The organism is Phycisphaeraceae bacterium (genome assembly GCA_019454185.1).
GTDB lineage: Bacteria > Planctomycetota > Phycisphaerae > Phycisphaerales > UBA1924 > JAHBWV01.
The window spans coordinates 2,040,025-2,057,407 of sequence record CP075368.1; the positions used below are offsets into that span (position 1 = coordinate 2,040,025).

Below are 17,383 nucleotides of genomic sequence, written 5' to 3' on the forward strand. Positions count from 1 at the left end.
ATCCTCCCGTGCCGAATCACACGGCTTATGCCGCGTCAACGCCGATCGCTCTCGCCAGAGATGGCCCCATCACAGGCACCGTCGGAAGCCCGACGGACCCGCTCGGTTCGTCGCTCTCCGCTGCCTGCCGACCAGGAACCGAAGCCACCGCATCAATGCCGTCCAGCAACTCTCCTGAGGCCGGATCAAACTCGCCCCGCACCTCGCGAGTCAGGACATCCACCTTGAAGAACCTTCCATCGATCGCGACGAGCGCGTGGCTCGCGCCGCTCGCATGCAGCCGATCAAGAACCGGACCCATGCGATGCAACTGCTCTTCGCTCAGTTCCGTGGCTGACCCGCTCGCGATTCGGACAGGCAGGCCGGTCTCTAGCGCGCCCGCCCTCGCTTGCTCGAGCAGCGCGGCAAAGTCTGCCTGCACGCCTCCCGAAACGGGCGCGGTCGCTTTGTTCGTAGAGAGCCGCTCCGGCCCATTCACGCCGGCGCCCAGAGCTCTCAGCAGTTCTGCTCCACTCGCCATCACTTGGTCTCCGGAACTGTCGCGAGAATCTCGTCGAGATACGCCATTCGCATCTTCTTCCCGCCCTTCAGGTTCAAGACCGCGCCGGCGTTTGTCCTTGACACCGACTCAACCTCGTCTTCCACCCTCTGGTTGGAATCGGTGAGGCCGCTGACACGACGCCCGATCAGACTCGACGCCCCGGCAAGCTCGTTCTGCGCAACCATGGATGTGAGCCGCGACTGCAGCTCAAGATCCGACTGAATCGACCGAATGCTCGAGAGCTGCTGCAGCAGCGCTCCCGTGTCGTTCGGCGACAGCGGATCCTGATTCTGAAGCTCGGTCAGGATGATCTTCGTGAACTCCTCGCTGCTCAGGTTGCTGAACGCATCCCCCGATGCCGTCCTCGTCCCCTCGCCAGCACCAAGCACACCCTGTATCGACATCACGAACTCCTTCGTCTACGTGGCTCAGCCCGTCGCGTCGAGACGAATCACACCCGCAACCTCGGCGAGCGCTGCATGCGGCTCCAGCCAGCGACCGCCATACGCCAGGCGCGGATCGATCGCACCTGCCGCTCCATCAGGAAGTGACTCAGGCGCTCCGCGCCACGACCAGCGAGCGCGTCCCTGCGCCCCCGCGTCCTGGGATTGACGGTCTCCGCCGTGCGAGCGATCCTCGCGCATATCCCCAGCCCCGCGATCCTCGTGGGGCGGCGTCTCCGAAGTCTGGCCATCGATCTGCCCCGCGCTCCGCGCCGGCTTGTCGATCGTCAGGTACTCCACATCAAGGCCACGCGATTCCAGCGCGGCTCTCAATGTCGCTGAGTCCCGAATCAGCAATTCCCGTGCCTGTTCAGTCTCCGCCTGCACGCGTACACCTATGACCCCCGATCCGACACGCACCTGTATACGCAGGGCGCCAAGCTGCTCGGGATTGAGCCGCATCGTGATCTCACCCCCCCCGGCCTTCAGCACCTGCGCGAGACCGCGCTTGAACTGCGCTGATACCTGCGTTTCCTGCTCGAATCTGAGCGCTGAAGCTGGCCGATCCGTCTGCGCTGCTTGTTCGTGCCTCGCGCCGATACCGACCAGTCGTGCGAGTGCCGCGCGACCGCCATGATCCGAGAGTGCCGACTCTCCATTCGTACCCGCACCCATCTGGCCACCCGTGCTCGACACCGGCTGGACAGACCCAACACCCCCGACAGCCACCTCACCACGAGACGCACCCAACGCCGCGCCGCTGCGAATCACCTCGCCACCGATTGGGACCTGTGCGTGCAATGGAGAAGCCAACTGATCGTGCTTCGCTGGCTGCGTCGTGCCCAGACGCTCAGAGCTCACCGGCATCGCGCGCGGGTCCTCCCGTGGCTCACCCGCCGGAATCTCGATGCCGAACCCGTTCTGTCCACTCCTATCAGCAGGCGGCGGCACAGGAATCTCAGCGGGCTTCTGATGGCTTGCGGTCACAACGCGGCCCGAAGTCCGACGCCCGCCATCATTTACAACAGTAAGCTGTTCCGAGGGCTCCTCGCGCCGACTCCCCTCGATGGTCGCTCGCTTGTGATCGATCGCCGCCTGCTGCTGGTCGATCGGCCGATCAAGCGCCATCAACGCAGCGACATCAAGCCGACCGTCGAGCGTGACATAGATACCCTCGGCGCGCGACATCGCGTCGTCGAACGACGGCGTATCACCGCTGTCCGCACCGCGTTTCCTGCTCTCTGCGGCTCCGCCGCCGGTCTCGGTCCCTGCTGGTCGGACGCTCTCCAACGTCCGCTCGCTGGATAGAGGACTCAATCGGGATCCCTTATGGGCCGGCACTCAGAGCGCCACCCAGAGCGGACTGCTCGGGCAACGGCTCTGAACCGCGCGTCCTGAGCCGTTCCAGCAATTCCGCTGCCACTTGCTGCTGCCCAGCCGCGATAAACTCCGTCAACACTGCCGCACGCTTTCGATCCTGCATCGCGTTCAGATACGCGACCACCTGCTCCGGATCCCCAGAACGCAGCATCTCCGCCATTGCAGCCATCGCATCGGCCGCATCCAGTGACTCCAGAACCGACACGGCCTTTCGAAACTGCTTGTTCCCTTCGGTCAGGCGTATCTGCTCTCGCATCGCTGCGAACGCCTTCTCTCTCACCTCGAGTGCCTCAAGATCCGAGTCGATCTTGCGCTGTTCACGCGCAATCGCTGCCTGCAACAGCGAGATCTCCTTGCGCAGTCTCTCGAGCCGCTGCTCCTCGTCGGCATTCCGCTGGATCCTCATGTCCATCGCATCTGCGAACGGAACCGGCGATCCTTCCTTCTTTCTCGCCTCTTCGATGGCCGCAAGTTCCGTGGCCTGCCTCTCCGCCTCTTCCTGCTCGAGCCGCAGCCGCTCCTCGGCCACCGTCTCGACAAAGGTCTCGCGCACACGCTGCACACGGTCGCGATCCACACGCCCCCCGACGACAAGCCAGGCGACAATGCTCGCGAGAGCGATCAGATTCGCAATCGCCATCACCGACAAGGCATTCCAGATCGTGCGCATCACACCGCTCCTTCAATCAGCCGATCCAACTCGCCGCGCCGGGATGAACGTCCCATGATCGCCATCTCGTCCATCTCACGCTGCTCCTGGCGAAGATCCTGCAAACGCCACTCATCGAGTCTCTGCTGACGAAGATCCTCGATCGCTCGCCGACGTCGAGTCGCTTGCAGCAACTCATCGCGTGCTCGTGAGACCTGGCGCTCCGCCGCCGCGACCTGCATCGCGGCCTGCTTCAGCACAACAAGATCCCTGAGGGTCGAGTTCGCTTGCAGTCTCACCGCGCCCATCTCGACGCCGCCGACTCCCTCTCCTGAAGCAAGCCGATCCCTCCAGTCTGCTCTCCCCATCGCAACTCGAGACTCGATCTCGCCGGCGACACGCAGCCGCTCAAGGCGAACCCGCTCGCACTCGGCAAGGGCGAGCATGGCACGATCCTCCTCGCGTCGACGCATACGCAACACGGCCTCGAGTTGGAACACGAACCTTGCCACTGGCAGCGATTCCTTTCACGCCCGATGCTCAAGTCTTCACTCGTACCTGACCACGCTTCTGCACCATGTCCCCCGACACCAGAGCAAGCTTGACGAGCTCGGATCTTGCTTCGTCAAACAAGACTCTCTCGTCGCGGCTCTGTCTCAGCAGCGCGTCGATCCGCGGCATCAACTCGATGGCCACGTCGGTCTCCGCGCTCGACCCCGACGCATACGCACCGATGCGAACAAGCTCCTCAATGTCGCGGTAGAGCGCAACAAGCCGCTGGATCTGCCGTCGCGCCGACTGATGCCCCTTATCAGTCACGTCGTCAGCGACTCGACTGACCGAGTCCAGAACGTCTACCGCTGGATAGTGGCCGCGTTGCGCAAGCTTACGAGAGAGCCACACATGCCCATCCAGGATGCCTCGTGACGCGTCGGCAACCGGCTCGGTCATGTCGTCACCCTCAACCAGAACGCTGAAGATGCCCGTCACAGATCCTGATCTGCCCCCGGGGAGATCAACCGCACCTGCACGCTCCATGAGTTGTGCGAGACTGGCAAACACGCTCGGCGTGTACCCGCGTGTGGCGGGCGGCTCACCCACCGTGAGCCCGATCTGGCGCTGGGAATGCGCGAATCGCGTGACGGAATCCATGATCAGCATCACGTCCATCGCGCGATCTCTGAACCACTCGGAGATCGACATCGCCGCCATCGCCGCACGAACGCGCATCAAGGGCGACTCATCCCCCGTCGCGACGACAACGACAGATCGAGCCAGCCCCTCAGGCCCGAGTGTGTGCTCGACAAAGTCGCGCACCTCTCGCCCTCGCTCGCCGATCAGCGCGACGACTGACACGTCCGCGCTCGTCCCCTTTGCGATCGTTCCGAGCAGTGTGCTCTTGCCCACACCAGGTCCGGCAAAGATTCCCATTCGCTGTCCACGCCCCATCGTCATCATGAGGTCGATCGATCGCACCCCGGTGTCGATCCGCTCGGTCACACGCCTCCGCGTCATCGCCCGCAGCGGCTCCGGAGAGAGCAGCGTCGGCGACAGCCCCGACACCGGTCCCTTGCCGTCGATCGGCCTTCCAAGACCGTCGATCACCCGCCCGACAAGCGACATCCCCGCACCGATCGTCGGCGATGACTGCTCACCAACCACATCATCACCCGGGCGAACACCGTTCATTCGACCCAGCGACATGATGACCGCGTGCTCGCGAGAGAATCCGACGATCTCCCCCGCGCACGCGCCATCGCCACGCCCGATCGAAACCAGTGTCCCCACCGGCAAAGGAAGGTCCTCAACGAGCACGGTCATCCCACGCACCGCCGCAACCCGCCCGGTGACCCCGAGCGGCTGCGCCCTGCCGAGCATCGAGAACTCTGGTCCGAGATCCATGGCAACACGCGAGCCACATGGTGTTGCGCGGCCACTCGCCTCCGCCCCTTTCGCTCGCGCAGCAGTCATGCCGCGGATCTCGACTGATCGCCCGTGATCTCACCCTGCTCCCTCTGGCCGACAGTGCGTTCATCCTCCGCAGCGACAACAGGACGTAACGCACCCTCGATCGAGCAACCCCGCGCACCGATCGCCGAGGCCAGACGGTCGAGCTGAGACCGAAGCGTCGCGTCGATCATCCCTCCGGACTCGGTTCGTACCACGCAGCCGCCTCGTGGAATATCGCGATCGAGCGCGATCTCAGCGTGGGTCACCTCAGAGAACCGCTGCACAAGACCCGGCAAAGCCCCTCTCACGAGTTCCTCATCATCGGGGTGGATCGCAACCGCGATACGCGTCGCACGGGCAAGAACACCAAGCGCCGCCTCGATCTGTCGCAACACAACCGACTCGTCCGCTTCGACCGAGCGCCGAATGACACGCTCGGCGAGCGCAACCGCGAGTGAAACAGCATCCCTGCGGAGCGCCGACAGCATCTCCGTACGTTGGGCCTCAAACTCCTGGATCTCACGCTCCCAGGACTGCTGCAATCTCGCCAACTCTGCCGCGTGAGATTCCAAGGCAGCCCGACGCCCCTCCTCAATACCAGCAGCACGTCCCTCTTCCAGCCCCTTCTGATACCCCTCTGCACGCCCCTGTTCCGAAGCGCCCGAGAGCAGTCGCTCACGCTCGGCTGTGGCCTCAGCAACGATCCGCGCGGCATCTGCCTGCGCTTTCGCAGCCAGACGCTCGCCCTCGCGCGCCATGTCCCCGAGATTCATCACGATGGCGTCTCTTGCCATCTGCTGGATGTCGGGACGCCGTATCAGACCCATCGATCACGCTCCGCTTGTCGCAACACCGCTTGCTGCCGGTCAGACCATCATCTCGCTCTCACCGCGCCCAGAGATCGCGACCTCTCCGGACTCTTCCAGACGCCTGACGACATCGACGATCCGCTGCTGCGCCGATTCGACATCGCTCACGCGCACAGGACCCATGTACTCCATGTCTTCCTTGATCATCGATGCCGCACGCTCGGACATGTTGCCGAAGATCTTCTGCTTCAACTCCTCGCTCGCGGTCTTCAGCGCCAACGCAAGCTCGCTGTTCTCGACCTCCTTCAGAACGGCCTGGATCCCCTTGTCGTTGACCATGAGGATGTCCTCGAACACGAACATCAACCGCCTGATCTGTTCCACCAGATCCGGATCGTCCGCCTCGAGACCCTCCATGATCGATTTCTCTGTCGAGCGATCGGCGAGATTCAGGATCTCCGCAACAGTCGGCACACCACCCGCCTTCTCCATCGACTGTGTCAGCATGCTCGCCAGGCGGCTCTCCAGCCCCTTCTCCACCTCGCGGATGACCTCGGGATTGGTCTGCTCCATGTTCGCGATCCGCTTGATCACCTCGATCTGCTTCTGCACCGGCAACCCGCCGATGATCTCCGCCGCCTTGTGATGCGGAAGATGGCATGTGATCAGCGCGATCGTCTGCGGGTGCTCATCCTGAATGAACGTCAAGAGGTTGTCCGTCTCGGCGCGCTGCAGGAAGCTGAACGGTGTCTTCTGCACCTGCGTCTGGATCTGGGCAAGCACCCTCTCTGCCTGCTTCGGATCGAGCGACTGGGCAAGCACCTGCTTCGCGTAATCCAGACTCCCCTCGTTCACGAACCGCTGCGCCATCGTCAGGTTGTAGAACTCCTCCACCACAGCCGACTGGAGCGCATCCGGCACACGCCCGAGACCCGCAAGCTCGCGCGTGACCTCCTCGACAGTCTCCGCCGGAAGCGACTTGAGCATCGCCGCCGCCTGCTCCGGACCGATCGTCAAAAGCAGGATCGCGGCCTTCGTCAGGCCTTCCAACTCCGCCGGGTCGCTCGGCAGTTTGTCATGTGGCTTCCGCGCCATCGCTCACTCCGCTACGACCAATCCCTGCGATCACTGATCAACCTGGAGCCAACGGTTCAACACGCGTGTCGTCCCGACCGGATCCGTCTTCACCATCTCACCCAGCTGCTCGAGCATCTTCTGCACACGCACCGAGTCCTCTTCGATCTCGATCCCCGCCATCGCGGTCTCCATCTCGTCTGCCTCTCCCACGACGCTCGCGCCGGTCTCAAGCGTGGGCGGAACGCCGACGATCTCCTGCGGCGTCGGCAGCGACACCGGCTTCGTCGTCTTCCTCACCATGAGAAGCATCATCCCGACTGCCGCGAGCGCCAGCACACCGAGCACACCCTTCTCGATCAGACCACTGCCCGTCCCGAGCGCAAGTACGCCCCCGCCACCAGATCCGAACATCCCCGCCTGTGTCGGACCGCCGACACCTATCGGCGGCAACTCGACCGGCACCATCGACACACGAACCTCGCCATCCGTGGCTCCAGCCCTCAAATGAGGCAGAAGACTCGCCCGAATGTCCGCTTCGATCTCCATGAACTTGTCGCGAACCTCGTCCTGCGTGATCGCAACCGGCGCGCTGGTCGAAGCCCCGCCAGACGCCAACTCCTTCGCCCGCTTCACGAGCATCTCGACGTACCCCTGCGGCACGTTCACACTCGCCGCCAGTCTGGTCGTCATCCCGCGTGGATCCACCACCCGTTCGGTCTTGGAACCGACACGATTCTCCATCTCTGTCTGAGTGTCCTTCTGCTCGGACCTCTGCCCGGAGCCCCCGCTGCCGCGAGAGATATCCTGACCCTGGTTCGAGCGGATACCCGGCTCGGCTGATCCGCCCCCGGAAGAGTCCGTGACGCTGTTCTTCGTTTCGCTCCTCAGCAGCGAGACCGTGCCCCCCTCGTCCACCGACGAATACATCGTGGACTGTGAATCGCGCCGGGTGATGTCAACCTCCGCAGTCACCGCCACCACCACGCCCGGGATATACGACACAAGCTCCAGAATCTGGCGGCGTTTCTGCTCCTCGGCATGCGCCGCGGCCTCTCGATAGTGGACCGGCATCACCTGATCCGACGACGTCGGCGTCCGCTGACGCCCCGTCGAGCCATCGATCACACGCACGTTATCCACAAGCAGTCCGGACTTCGCACCGCTCACAAGAGACGCGACCGCGTCCACCGTCGCCTGATCCAACGCTCTGCCACCATCCGTAAAGACCGTTACCGAAGCGGTCGGCTTCCGGACCGCAGCCCCCAGCCCGACCGCCTGCGGCGCGTCGATCAAGACCGTCGCCCGCCGGATTCCCTTGAAGTTCGAGATCACTCTTCCAAGCTCGTTCTGCAGAGCGATCTGGAACATCTGCTCGTTCTGTGTGCGTGAGTTCTGCCAGCTCTGCTTCTCGATCAGGTTCCTGAAGAGGAGCGACGTGTCATCGGGAAGGTGCCCCTCCTCCTGGAGCATCGCAAGCGCGCGCCCCTCCGTGCCCGGCTGGACCATCAACCGACCGTTCTCGTCCCTGACCTGGATGTTCGACGCTCTCAGAATCGCCGATGCCCGGGCCTGCTCCGCCGGAGCCACTCCGGGCAGAAGCTCAACCATCGCCGGGCTGCCGGCATACTGAGAGACAAGAAAGAGCGCCATCGCTGCGATCACGCACACGGAGCCGATCAGCATCTTCTGGGTCGGCGTCAGCACGCCCAGGCGCTTCCGGACCAACGCGATCGCGTTCTGTAAACGCTCCAAGACCGGCCTCCTGCCGAGAGTCCCCGTTCCACGGAGACATCAACCCGCAGGCACGACGCCCTCGGGCGACCCTTACCTTCGGCCAGAGACATCGCTTTGCTTCAAACCTGCGCTCTGCCGAGCGCACCATTCTGCGCGACGCGCACTTCCTGCCCGGTCGAATCCCGGATCAGACGCGCATCTGCTTCACTTCTTCCAGCGCATCCATCATCCGGTTCCGCACGCTCTGAAGCGCCCGAAACGCCAGATCGGCCTTGTGCGTCGCCAGGATCACGCCCTCGACATCCTGCCGCTCTCCGGTCTGCAACTGCTCGATCGCGAGCGTCGCGTCCTTCTGCAACTCATTGACCTGCTCGATGTTGCGCATCAGAACATCACGGAATGACGGACCGGACTCCGGCTTGCCCTGCGCCGCACCGGGAAGAGCATTCCCGTTCGGTGCCGCACGGCCGACAAACCCGTCACCCCCGCGGATCAGTCCAAGTGGATCAGACACGTGCAGCCCTCTCATTCACCGTTCGATTCAATCTACGCACGAGCCATGCCACTCGCAACCCGCTCACGCAAGCAGCCGGAGCGCCTGCATCAGCATCGACTTGGTCGCCTCCGCGGCCTGAACGTTCGCCTCATACGACCGCACCGCCTCCATCGCGTTCAACTGCTCCACGATCGGATTGATATCCGGCACCTTCACATAGCCGCGCTCATCCGCGAAAGGATGCGCCGGATCGTGCTTCTCGATCAGCGCATCGTCATTCACCATGATCTTCGCCACGTGCACGCCGAGCTTCCGTCCTTCCGGTGTGCTCGCCGCCGGATCCCCCGGCGCAAACATGGCCTGGCGACGCCGATACGGGTTGTACTTCCCGTCCGCATCGACGAGCGTGTCGCGATTGGCGATATTCGCGGCGATCGACGCGAATCGCGTCCGCTCCGCCACCATGCCGCTGGTCGAGATGTCAAGCGCTCCGTACACCCGGTGGACTCCTTATCCGATCAAACCCGCTGTGCAATCGCCATCTTCATGATCTCGGACTGGCTTCTCATGAGATCGATCGCCACCCGGTACGCCGCAGAATTCTCGGCCATGTCCTGCATCAGCCGCTCGATATCCCGGTTGTTGCGATCATGGAACAGGACACCCGACCGAGGCGACTTGGGCGAGAGCCGAAGGCCCGCCGGGCCGATCTGGATCTCGCGCGAGCTCGGCGGCCGCAGCTCTCCCTGCATGCCCCCCGCAGATCCGCGCCTCTCACGCCGTTCCTGCACCGCCTCGCGCAGATACTGCTGAAAGGTCTCGGGGCTGACGTCACGCTGCACGAAGTCCGGCGTGCTCAGGTTCGCGATGTTGTGGGCGAGCAGCCGCTGCCTTGCGCTCGCATACCCGACCGCCATCTCAAGGACGGGCAACGCGCCGGTATTGACAATCCCGTTGATCATCTCGCCACTGCCCTCGCAACCGCCGCGCCACTCTCATGGACTCGACCCACCGCTCCAACTCTCCCCCCACTTACAGCGTCTCGGCGACGATCTTCTCTTCCTTCCACTTCTTGATCTTGAGCCCGAGTGTCCGCACGCCAATCCCGAGCTCCTTTGCCGTCTTGAGCCGGTGGCCATCGTGCTTCCCCAGCGTTCGCAGAATCGCCATCCGCTCGATCTCTTCCAGCTTCAGCCCGTCCAGCTCGATCCCAGTCGGCTTCCCCTCAACCAAGCGTTCAGGACGGGAGTATCCATTCTGACCCAAACCAGATCCGATTCCGGTACCGATCAGCGCACTCGCCGACCCGGGCATGCTCGGAGCCGGAGCCACAAGCCCACCGAGCAGCCACGGCTCGATGAGCGACGCGGGCATCTCAACACTACCGCCACCCGTCGCAGCCCAGATCACAACCGCGCGCTCACAGATGTTCTGGAGTTCGCGCACATTCCCGGGCCACGAGTACGAACACAGAAGCGCCATCGCGTCGGGCTCGAAGCCCATCGATTGGCGACCATCTCTCAGACAGATCTCATCAACAAAATGCTCAGCCAGCTCAGGGACGTCCTCCGCGCGATCCCGCAGCGGCGGCAGATGGATCGGCAGCACATTCAACCGGAAGAACAGATCCTGGCGGAACTGGCCTGCCGAGACCGACCGGGGCAGATCCCGGTTGCTCGTCGCCACGACCCGCACGTCAACGCCGATCGTGATCGAAGACCCCACCCGCTCGAACGCCCGCTCCTGCAACACGCGCAGCAACTTCGCCTGCACGCTGGGGCTCACCTCGCTGATCTCATCAAGCAGGAGCGTGCCCCCGTCCGCAAGCTCGAACCTCCCCTTCCGCATCCGGTCCGCGCCAGTGAACGCGCCACGCTCGTGACCGAAGAGCTCACTCTCCAGAAGCGACTCGGACAGCGCGGCACAGTTCACGGCGAGCATCGGCCTCCCCGCCCGGGGCGAGATCTCGTGGATCGCCGTCGAAACGACCTCCTTGCCCGTGCCAGATTCCCCGCAGATCAGCACGTTCCCATGCGAAGAAGCCACAGCCATCACCTGCTCTTTGACCCGGCGCATCGCTGCCGACGACCCGATCAATCGCTCAAGCCCGGAGTACTCGATCTGCCCGTCCGCTCGCCCGCTCGCCACGCGAAGCACGGCGTTCTCGCGGACGACACCGGCGTGCTGCACCGCTCGCTTGATCGCGACAACCAGCTCATCTCCCTCGAATGGCTTGGTCAGGTAGTCGAACGCGCCGACCCGCATCGCCTTAACAGCCGTCTCGATCGTGCCGAAAGCGGTCATGAGCACGATCGGCAGCTCCTCATCGATCGCTCGTATCCGCTCGATCAGCTCGATCCCGCTCAGCCCGGGCATCCGAAGGTCCGTCACGACCGCAGCAGGACGTCGGCGAGCGATCATCTCCAGCGCAGCGGCCCCGTCCGTGGCCGTCGCCACCTCGAACCCCGCCCGCTCGAGAGTCCCCGCGACGCTGTCGCGCATCATCTCCTTGTCATCAACGACCAGAACCATGCTCATCCCGCGTGCTCCCTGCTCAGAAGTCCGGCGCCACACAGCCGCTCGCTCTCGCGCAACGGCCACCACAACTCCACGCACGCGCCGCTCGGACGCTCGCGCCTCACAACCACCCTGCCGCCGTGCGCCTCCATGATCCGGTGCACGATCGACAGGCCAAGTCCTGTTCCAGCCGCACGCGTGGTGTAAAACGGGTTGAACATGCGAGCGATCACATCATCGCTCATGCCCGGGCCGCTATCGCGCACCCACACCACGCTCCAACCCTCTCCCTCACCGCGTGCCCCCCACTCCTGCCTCGCCCCGAGCACCAACTCGTGCCCGCCATCCCTCGGACCGCTCTCGGCCATCGCCTCAACAGCGTTCCGAATGATGTTCAAGACCGCACGCTCCGCGAGAGCGTGGTCGCAAACCATCAGCCCATCCCCCTCGATCGCCCAGGCCGTGCGCAGCCCGCCGGGCACCAACGCCAGCACATCCGCGCACTGCTCCAACGCGCGATCGAGCAGGTCTCGCCCCTCGACGACACCCAGCCGAGGCCTCATCTCCCTCGCAAACGCGAGCACATCGCCCACGACAGCATCCAACCCCTTCGCCGCGCCCGCGATCTTTCTCGCGATCTCGCGCGACGCTGGATGATCCGCAAGATCATCCTCCAGCATCCGGGCATACAGCTTGATCGATCCAACGGGGTTTCGAACCTCGTGCGCGATGCCCGCGGCCATTTCCCCAATCGCAGCCAGCCGCCTCGAACGCTCCAGCTCCTCGTTCGCTCGCTCGAGTTCCGCGTTCAGGCGCGCGACCTCGGCCCGCAACTGCCCGTGCGTCCGCTCCAACCGCTCCGTCACCTCATTGAACGCGCCAAGCAGCTCCGCAAGATCGGTCGGCGTCAGGGCCGCCCTTCCCGCGGCTTCGAACGCTGCTGCCTGGTCCGCGATCAGTTCCATTGTGCTCATCCCTCGCGATCCTGGAACCGAGCACCTGGCTCGGGACTCACCCCATACGCCGTGACCGCGCGCCGGGTCACGCCGACAGTTGATAACGCGGTCGCGATCCCATCCCGCTGAGCCGCGAGCAACTCACGATCTCGCTCGTCTCTCTCGCTGATCTCCGCCGCCAGCCGCTCGATCGCGCGAACCCGCTGGGCCATCCGCTCGCGTGTCTGTGCATCGATCGTGGAAAGCGAATTCGCCCACCGTTCGCGCAGTGGACGCTGCTCCTCCGCGATCGTGGCCAACTCATCCAGCAGCCCCTGACGCGATTGCAGAACCTCGAGCACGCCCTGCGCGTCCCCCGCCTCAACAAGCGTGGTCTGGTGCTGGGAGAGCGCATCAAGAGAGGCGTACAGCGCGCTCTGCCGCTCAACCAAGGCGACGAGCCGCTCACGCCAGTTGTCTCCGATCGCTCCGCTCGATCGCGTCATCCCGGACCTCCTGTCCAGTTCCGCGCCACACTTAATCCAATCCGCCGCTCCTCGACTGCTCGAGTGCGTACAACCTCGCGCTGGCCTCCAGCCAACGCTCCCAGTCCTTCTTGGTCATCGGCAAGTTCGGGTCATCCCAAACACTTTCCGGTAGCGACTCATAGAACCGCCTGGCCCGAAGGTTCGCCGTTCTGGCTCGCTCCCAGTCACCCCGCTCCACATACGCGTTCACGATCTGCACCATCGCGACAAGCGAGGCAGGGTCGTTCGGGTACCGCTCCCGAGCGACCTCATATCGCCGTATCGCCTCGTCAAACTGGCCAAGGTCGTACGCACAGTCCCCGAGGTAGAACAACGCATTTCGCAGGTACAGCGACTCGATCGCCCGGCGACGACGCTGCTCCTTCTTCTCGATCAAGGCCGCCGCACGCTCGTACTGGTCGATCGCCAGCCCGAGTCGATCCCGAAGGGTCGTCTCCAGTTCAACACGATCGCCGTCCGGCATCGCCCCCCGCAACACGGCTCGGATCCGCTCAGCATCACGCCGCGCCGAATCAGCCAGCCGGAATCTCCAGAGCCCGGCTCGCGCATCCTCCGGATACCGCTCGAGTGCCTCGGAGTACCTCTCGATCGCGCGTGGCCAGCGTCCGCTCCGCTCGTACACCCCGGCGAGCTCCACCAGGGCATCGCGATACACCGTCGCTCGCGTCCCCGAAATCGCCCCGTCCACAACCGACACAAGAAGTTCCTCCGCCTCATGGTCGTTCTCCGCTTTCCCGTCGAGCAGCAGACACTGTGCAAGCGGCACATAACTGGCGTCCGCGTACGGTCCCACCCGCACGCCCACATCACGGAGCGATCGATCCGCAAGGATCGAGCGAAACACCTCGGCACCGCGCTCGTACTCCCCACGCGCCTGGTACGCCGTGCCCAGCCGGAACCTGGCCTCGGCATGACGCCCGTCGCTCGGAAACGACTCCGTGAATTCCAGAAGTGCCGCCACCGCCTCATCGCGGTCACCCGCGATGTCGTAAGCATCCGCCGCGTCCCAGATCGCATTGGCGTACGACACCGCATCGTCCGAGACACTCGACGCGTACAAGTTCGCGTACATACCCGCCTGCCGGAGATGGCTCCTCGCCTCCTCGCGGACTCCCGGCTCCATCGACGCGATCTCCATCGCCGGATCAGTCGACTCAGATCTTGATGGCAGCAACTCAGCCGCAATCGCACGGTGCGACGCCGCCATTGCACGGTACACATCCGCGGGTGCCCGACCCTCAGGAGCGAGCGATTCCGCCAGCGAAGCGAATGCCAACGCGCTCCGCGGATCCGGGTCGCCGCCCCGTGCGGGTGTTCCGGCCATCAGAACCCGATGCTGACGCAGCAGACTCTCAATCACATCCGCAGTCGAGACAAGCCCCGAACGCTCGCCGGCGTGAAGAGCACCGACCAGCGTCCGATACGCACCCAGAGACTCATCAAACTTCCCCAGCAACGCCTCGCTCTCACCCAGCCCCAGCATGGCTCTTATGAACGTGCGGCTACCGCTGAAGTTCTCGATGATCTCAACATACTTCTCTCGCGCGTCCTGGGTCCGCCCCTCACGCGCATCGATCTCCGCCTCCATCGCGAGAAGCTCACCGCGAAGTCCATCCCCCGCAGAAAGCAACTGCCCCGCTCGCGCCAGACTCCTCGACGCCTCCTCCGATTCGCCGGTCTGCATGTACGCGCGCCCGAGCAGCAGATGCAACTCCGCGACCTCGCGCCCCTCCGTACCCGCAAGGCGCGGCAGGGTTCGAAGCAGCCGAGCAATCACATCCTCCGCATACCCCGCAGCGAGCATCGCCTCCGCCTGACGAGCCGTCGCCCACGACCGATCTTGAGGAGGCAGGGTCGCATCAGAGAGCATCGAACTGAGCATGCTCGCCGCACGGTCCCTCCCAGAGACACCCTCCTTGATCGCGAGCTCGACCATCCGCCGATACAGCGTCCGTCGTTTCGCCGGGTCGTTCTCCCCGAGCTTGTCCGCCCTCACACGCGCCTCATCAACTCTGCCAAGCGAGACCAAGGTGTCCGCAAGGAAGTATGAGTCACGCGGATCAAGACGCTCACCCAGCTGCTCGGCCAGCAGATACTCCCGCGCAACACTCTCGTTGTTCTCGATGAGAGAGATCCCCAGCCGCTGCTGCCCGAGGTAGATCGCTCGTGCCGCCAGCGTGTGGTACGCACGACGCTGCTCCAGCCCGACAGCCCCGGAATCCACCGCCGGAAAGACCTTCTCATTCAGGAGCGCGAGCGCTTCCGGGCTGCGATCATCCGCGATCATCCGGGACGCCTGCTCAAGCGGACCCGACACATCCGGCTTCGGAACGTTCGTCGCAACCCGGTACAAGCCGATCGTCAGACCCGCGACACCCACAACAAGCAGGGGCACCTGCCAGATCTCACGCCACGACGCATGCCGACGCCCCCCCTCTGGCGCTCCCTCCGCACTGGCCTGGTCCTCGTGCTGTGTCGAGTCTGCTGCCACACTCGGGCCTCGCGCAGGAACATCCACGCCGCGGCACGCGCCCCGGCTCCTGGCTTGCTATCGGACGTTCTACCCCCACTTCTTCACCGCTGGAAGCGACACACCCGCTCACTCTCCCCGCACCGAACTCTCCTCAGGATCAAACCGCTCGACCACCACCGCCCCGGCCGCCACGTCCCCTCGATGCCTGCCACCGGCCTCGAAAAGCCCGAGCATCGCCGCCGGCGGAAGCGCCCACTTCACGGCGTTGCGTGTCGCCGCACGCAGCAGTCCAAGCCCCCTCCGGTCGATCGTCTCCCGTCCTACCACAGGCAGCACCTCGCACCCCAGCAACCCCTTCCCGATCGAGCAACCGAAGAACGCCTCGGCGATCGTCCCCGCAAAGAACCCTACGACCACAATATCCACTAGCCCCATGACGCCCATGCCCCCGGGCGTCAGCTTCAAGACGTCAAGCTGCTGCCCCGGCGACGCGCCGGTCAGCAGCCAGACCGCGCCCACCGCCACACACAGATCAATCACCGATGCCGCGACCCGTCGCCCACTCGGAGCCAGCGCCACACCACGGGGAAGCGTCAGCACACCCGAGTCGTCTCCGATCCTGATCACAAACAGCAGCACCGCAGTCGTCGCACCCACAAGCAGCACAACCAACGCGCGGAAATCCTGCGTGGAAAGCGGCCCCCTCCGTGCCGCAGACCCGTCATGGAATACAAGCCCGGTCGATGCCGACACCTCCCACACTTTCGCAGACGCCGCGCCACGCTCAACTCCCCCTTCGTCGCCCTCTCCCGTCCACACCGCCACCACCCTGCCGACATCCCCGAGCGGCACGATCCCGACCGGTTGCCCGCACTCATCATGCGCGGCGATCCGATACCAACCACCGCCGATGTCCGTCCAGTAATTCAACGACGAGCCAAGCCACCCCACCGCAACAAGCACAGAGCCAACACCCACGAACCGCACCCCGGGAACCTCATCGGGGACCGATGCCAACCCGCGCCGGACCCAGACACCCGCATCATCATCCCCATTCTCGGATCCCGGACCGGGCTCCACCGATCTCACCCACACACTCAGCCCGCCCCCCCTCGCATGCCCCACGATCCCGAGCCGTCCGTCAATCGTGACGACATCAACCGGCCTCTGCAAGTCCACCCCGCCATCGCCATCGGTTGGAAATGGCGTGACCTCATCCCACGCGCTCCCGCTCAGTCGAGAGACCACCACGCCGCCGACTGCCCCGGGCTCGTCCGACCGAACCACCGCAAACACGCCCTCGCTCGTCCCTGCAACGCCGAGCAGACCGCCTCGCCTGGAGAGCGAGCGGTGCGCATCCAAGCGTCCACGCGGCTCATACGCATACATCCCCGCGATCGGCGTCAGCACCGCTCGAAGCGACAACACCTCCAGCGAGCCCGAATCACGCTCCGGAGGCGGATCGAAGAGCATGTACACACGGTCGGAGACCGCCGCGATCGCAACCGCCGGTTGCTCTAGACGCATCGCGGGATAGAGCAATCCATCCGACGCGCCATACAACCCCGCCCTCGGCGCGACGTGCGCAAGCATCGTCGCTCGCTCATTGCGGGGGTTCGGATCCGGCAGCACAACCCAGCCATGCGATGGACCCGCGAGGCCCGACACACTCCCCGCCGAAGGCATTTCGGCTCGCGCGCAATGAGCGCACACCCACACGACGAAACCGATCAGGATCATCGCTCGGTTCATACCCATGCACGCCATCCTACGGCCGAGCAAGCGCAGACCTCGCGGAAGGGGCCCCAGCACATCGCCGGAACACCTCCCC

At 64.5% G+C, this 17,383-nt stretch carries 17 protein-coding genes; all 17 read right to left on the bottom strand.

What is annotated here, in order from left to right:
- Nucleotides 1-25: 25 nt before the first annotated feature.
- The gene (locus tag KF838_08660) at nt 26-520 is read right to left on the bottom strand and encodes a hypothetical protein (GenBank protein QYK46855.1); all 495 of its coding nucleotides are present in this window, start codon (nt 518-520) and stop codon (nt 26-28) included.
- Entirely contained in the window at nt 520-945 is a 426-nt protein-coding gene (locus tag KF838_08665) for a hypothetical protein (GenBank protein QYK46856.1), read from the bottom strand. The genes KF838_08660 and KF838_08665 overlap by 1 nt, the downstream gene beginning before the upstream one ends.
- A 24-nt stretch (nt 946-969) precedes the next feature.
- Entirely contained in the window at nt 970-2,274 is a 1,305-nt protein-coding gene (locus KF838_08670; protein ID QYK46857.1) for a flagellar hook-length control protein FliK, read from the bottom strand.
- Nucleotides 2,275-2,311: 37 nt separating this feature from the next.
- Complete coding sequence (locus KF838_08675; protein QYK46858.1) at nt 2,312-3,034, bottom strand: hypothetical protein; 723 nt, start codon at nt 3,032-3,034, stop codon at nt 2,312-2,314.
- The gene (locus KF838_08680) at nt 3,034-3,459 is read right to left on the bottom strand and encodes a flagellar FliJ family protein (GenBank protein QYK46859.1); all 426 of its coding nucleotides are present in this window, start codon (nt 3,457-3,459) and stop codon (nt 3,034-3,036) included. Before KF838_08680 ends, KF838_08675 begins: the two co-directional genes overlap by 1 nt.
- 94 nt (nt 3,460-3,553) lie before the next feature.
- Nucleotides 3,554-4,915 carry a FliI/YscN family ATPase gene (locus KF838_08685; protein QYK46860.1) on the bottom strand — a complete coding sequence of 454 codons (1,362 nt, stop codon included), beginning with the start codon at nt 4,913-4,915 and terminating at the stop codon, nt 3,554-3,556.
- Nucleotides 4,916-4,980: 65 nt separating this feature from the next.
- Entirely contained in the window at nt 4,981-5,790 is an 810-nt protein-coding gene (locus KF838_08690) for a hypothetical protein (protein QYK46861.1), read from the bottom strand.
- Nucleotides 5,791-5,829: 39 nt separating this feature from the next.
- Nucleotides 5,830-6,867 carry a flagellar motor switch protein FliG gene (gene fliG, locus KF838_08695; protein ID QYK46862.1) on the bottom strand — a complete coding sequence of 346 codons (1,038 nt, stop codon included), beginning with the start codon at nt 6,865-6,867 and terminating at the stop codon, nt 5,830-5,832.
- A 30-nt stretch (nt 6,868-6,897) separates the two neighbouring features.
- Nucleotides 6,898-8,601 (bottom strand): hypothetical protein, encoded by a 1,704-nt coding sequence (locus KF838_08700; GenBank protein QYK46863.1) that lies wholly within the window; start codon nt 8,599-8,601, stop codon nt 6,898-6,900.
- A gap of 169 nt (nt 8,602-8,770) precedes the next feature.
- Nucleotides 8,771-9,097 (bottom strand): flagellar hook-basal body complex protein FliE, encoded by a 327-nt coding sequence (fliE, locus tag KF838_08705; protein ID QYK46864.1) that lies wholly within the window; start codon nt 9,095-9,097, stop codon nt 8,771-8,773.
- 63 nt (nt 9,098-9,160) lie between these two features.
- Nucleotides 9,161-9,577 (bottom strand): flagellar basal body rod protein FlgC, encoded by a 417-nt coding sequence (gene flgC, locus KF838_08710; protein QYK46865.1) that lies wholly within the window; start codon nt 9,575-9,577, stop codon nt 9,161-9,163.
- A gap of 20 nt (nt 9,578-9,597) precedes the next feature.
- Nucleotides 9,598-10,041, bottom strand: a complete 444-nt coding sequence (locus tag KF838_08715) for a hypothetical protein (GenBank protein QYK46866.1) — start codon at nt 10,039-10,041, stop codon at nt 9,598-9,600.
- Between the two features lie 70 nt (nt 10,042-10,111).
- Nucleotides 10,112-11,617: a sigma-54-dependent Fis family transcriptional regulator gene (locus KF838_08720; protein ID QYK46867.1), complete on the bottom strand. Its 1,506-nt coding sequence runs from the start codon at nt 11,615-11,617 to the stop codon at nt 10,112-10,114.
- The gene (locus tag KF838_08725; protein QYK46868.1) at nt 11,614-12,570 is read right to left on the bottom strand and encodes a hypothetical protein; all 957 of its coding nucleotides are present in this window, start codon (nt 12,568-12,570) and stop codon (nt 11,614-11,616) included. Before KF838_08725 ends, KF838_08720 begins: the two co-directional genes overlap by 4 nt.
- Nucleotides 12,567-13,037, bottom strand: coding sequence for a flagellar export chaperone FlgN (gene flgN, locus KF838_08730; GenBank protein QYK46869.1), 471 nt, complete (start codon nt 13,035-13,037; stop codon nt 12,567-12,569). The genes KF838_08725 and flgN overlap by 4 nt, the downstream gene beginning before the upstream one ends.
- Nucleotides 13,038-13,068: 31 nt before the next feature.
- On the bottom strand, nt 13,069-15,570 hold the full coding sequence (locus tag KF838_08735) for a tetratricopeptide repeat protein (protein ID QYK46870.1): 2,502 nt from the start codon (nt 15,568-15,570) through the stop codon (nt 13,069-13,071).
- 108 nt (nt 15,571-15,678) lie between these two features.
- Entirely contained in the window at nt 15,679-17,310 is a 1,632-nt protein-coding gene (locus KF838_08740; protein ID QYK46871.1) for an RDD family protein, read from the bottom strand.
- Nucleotides 17,311-17,383: the final 73 nt, after the last annotated feature.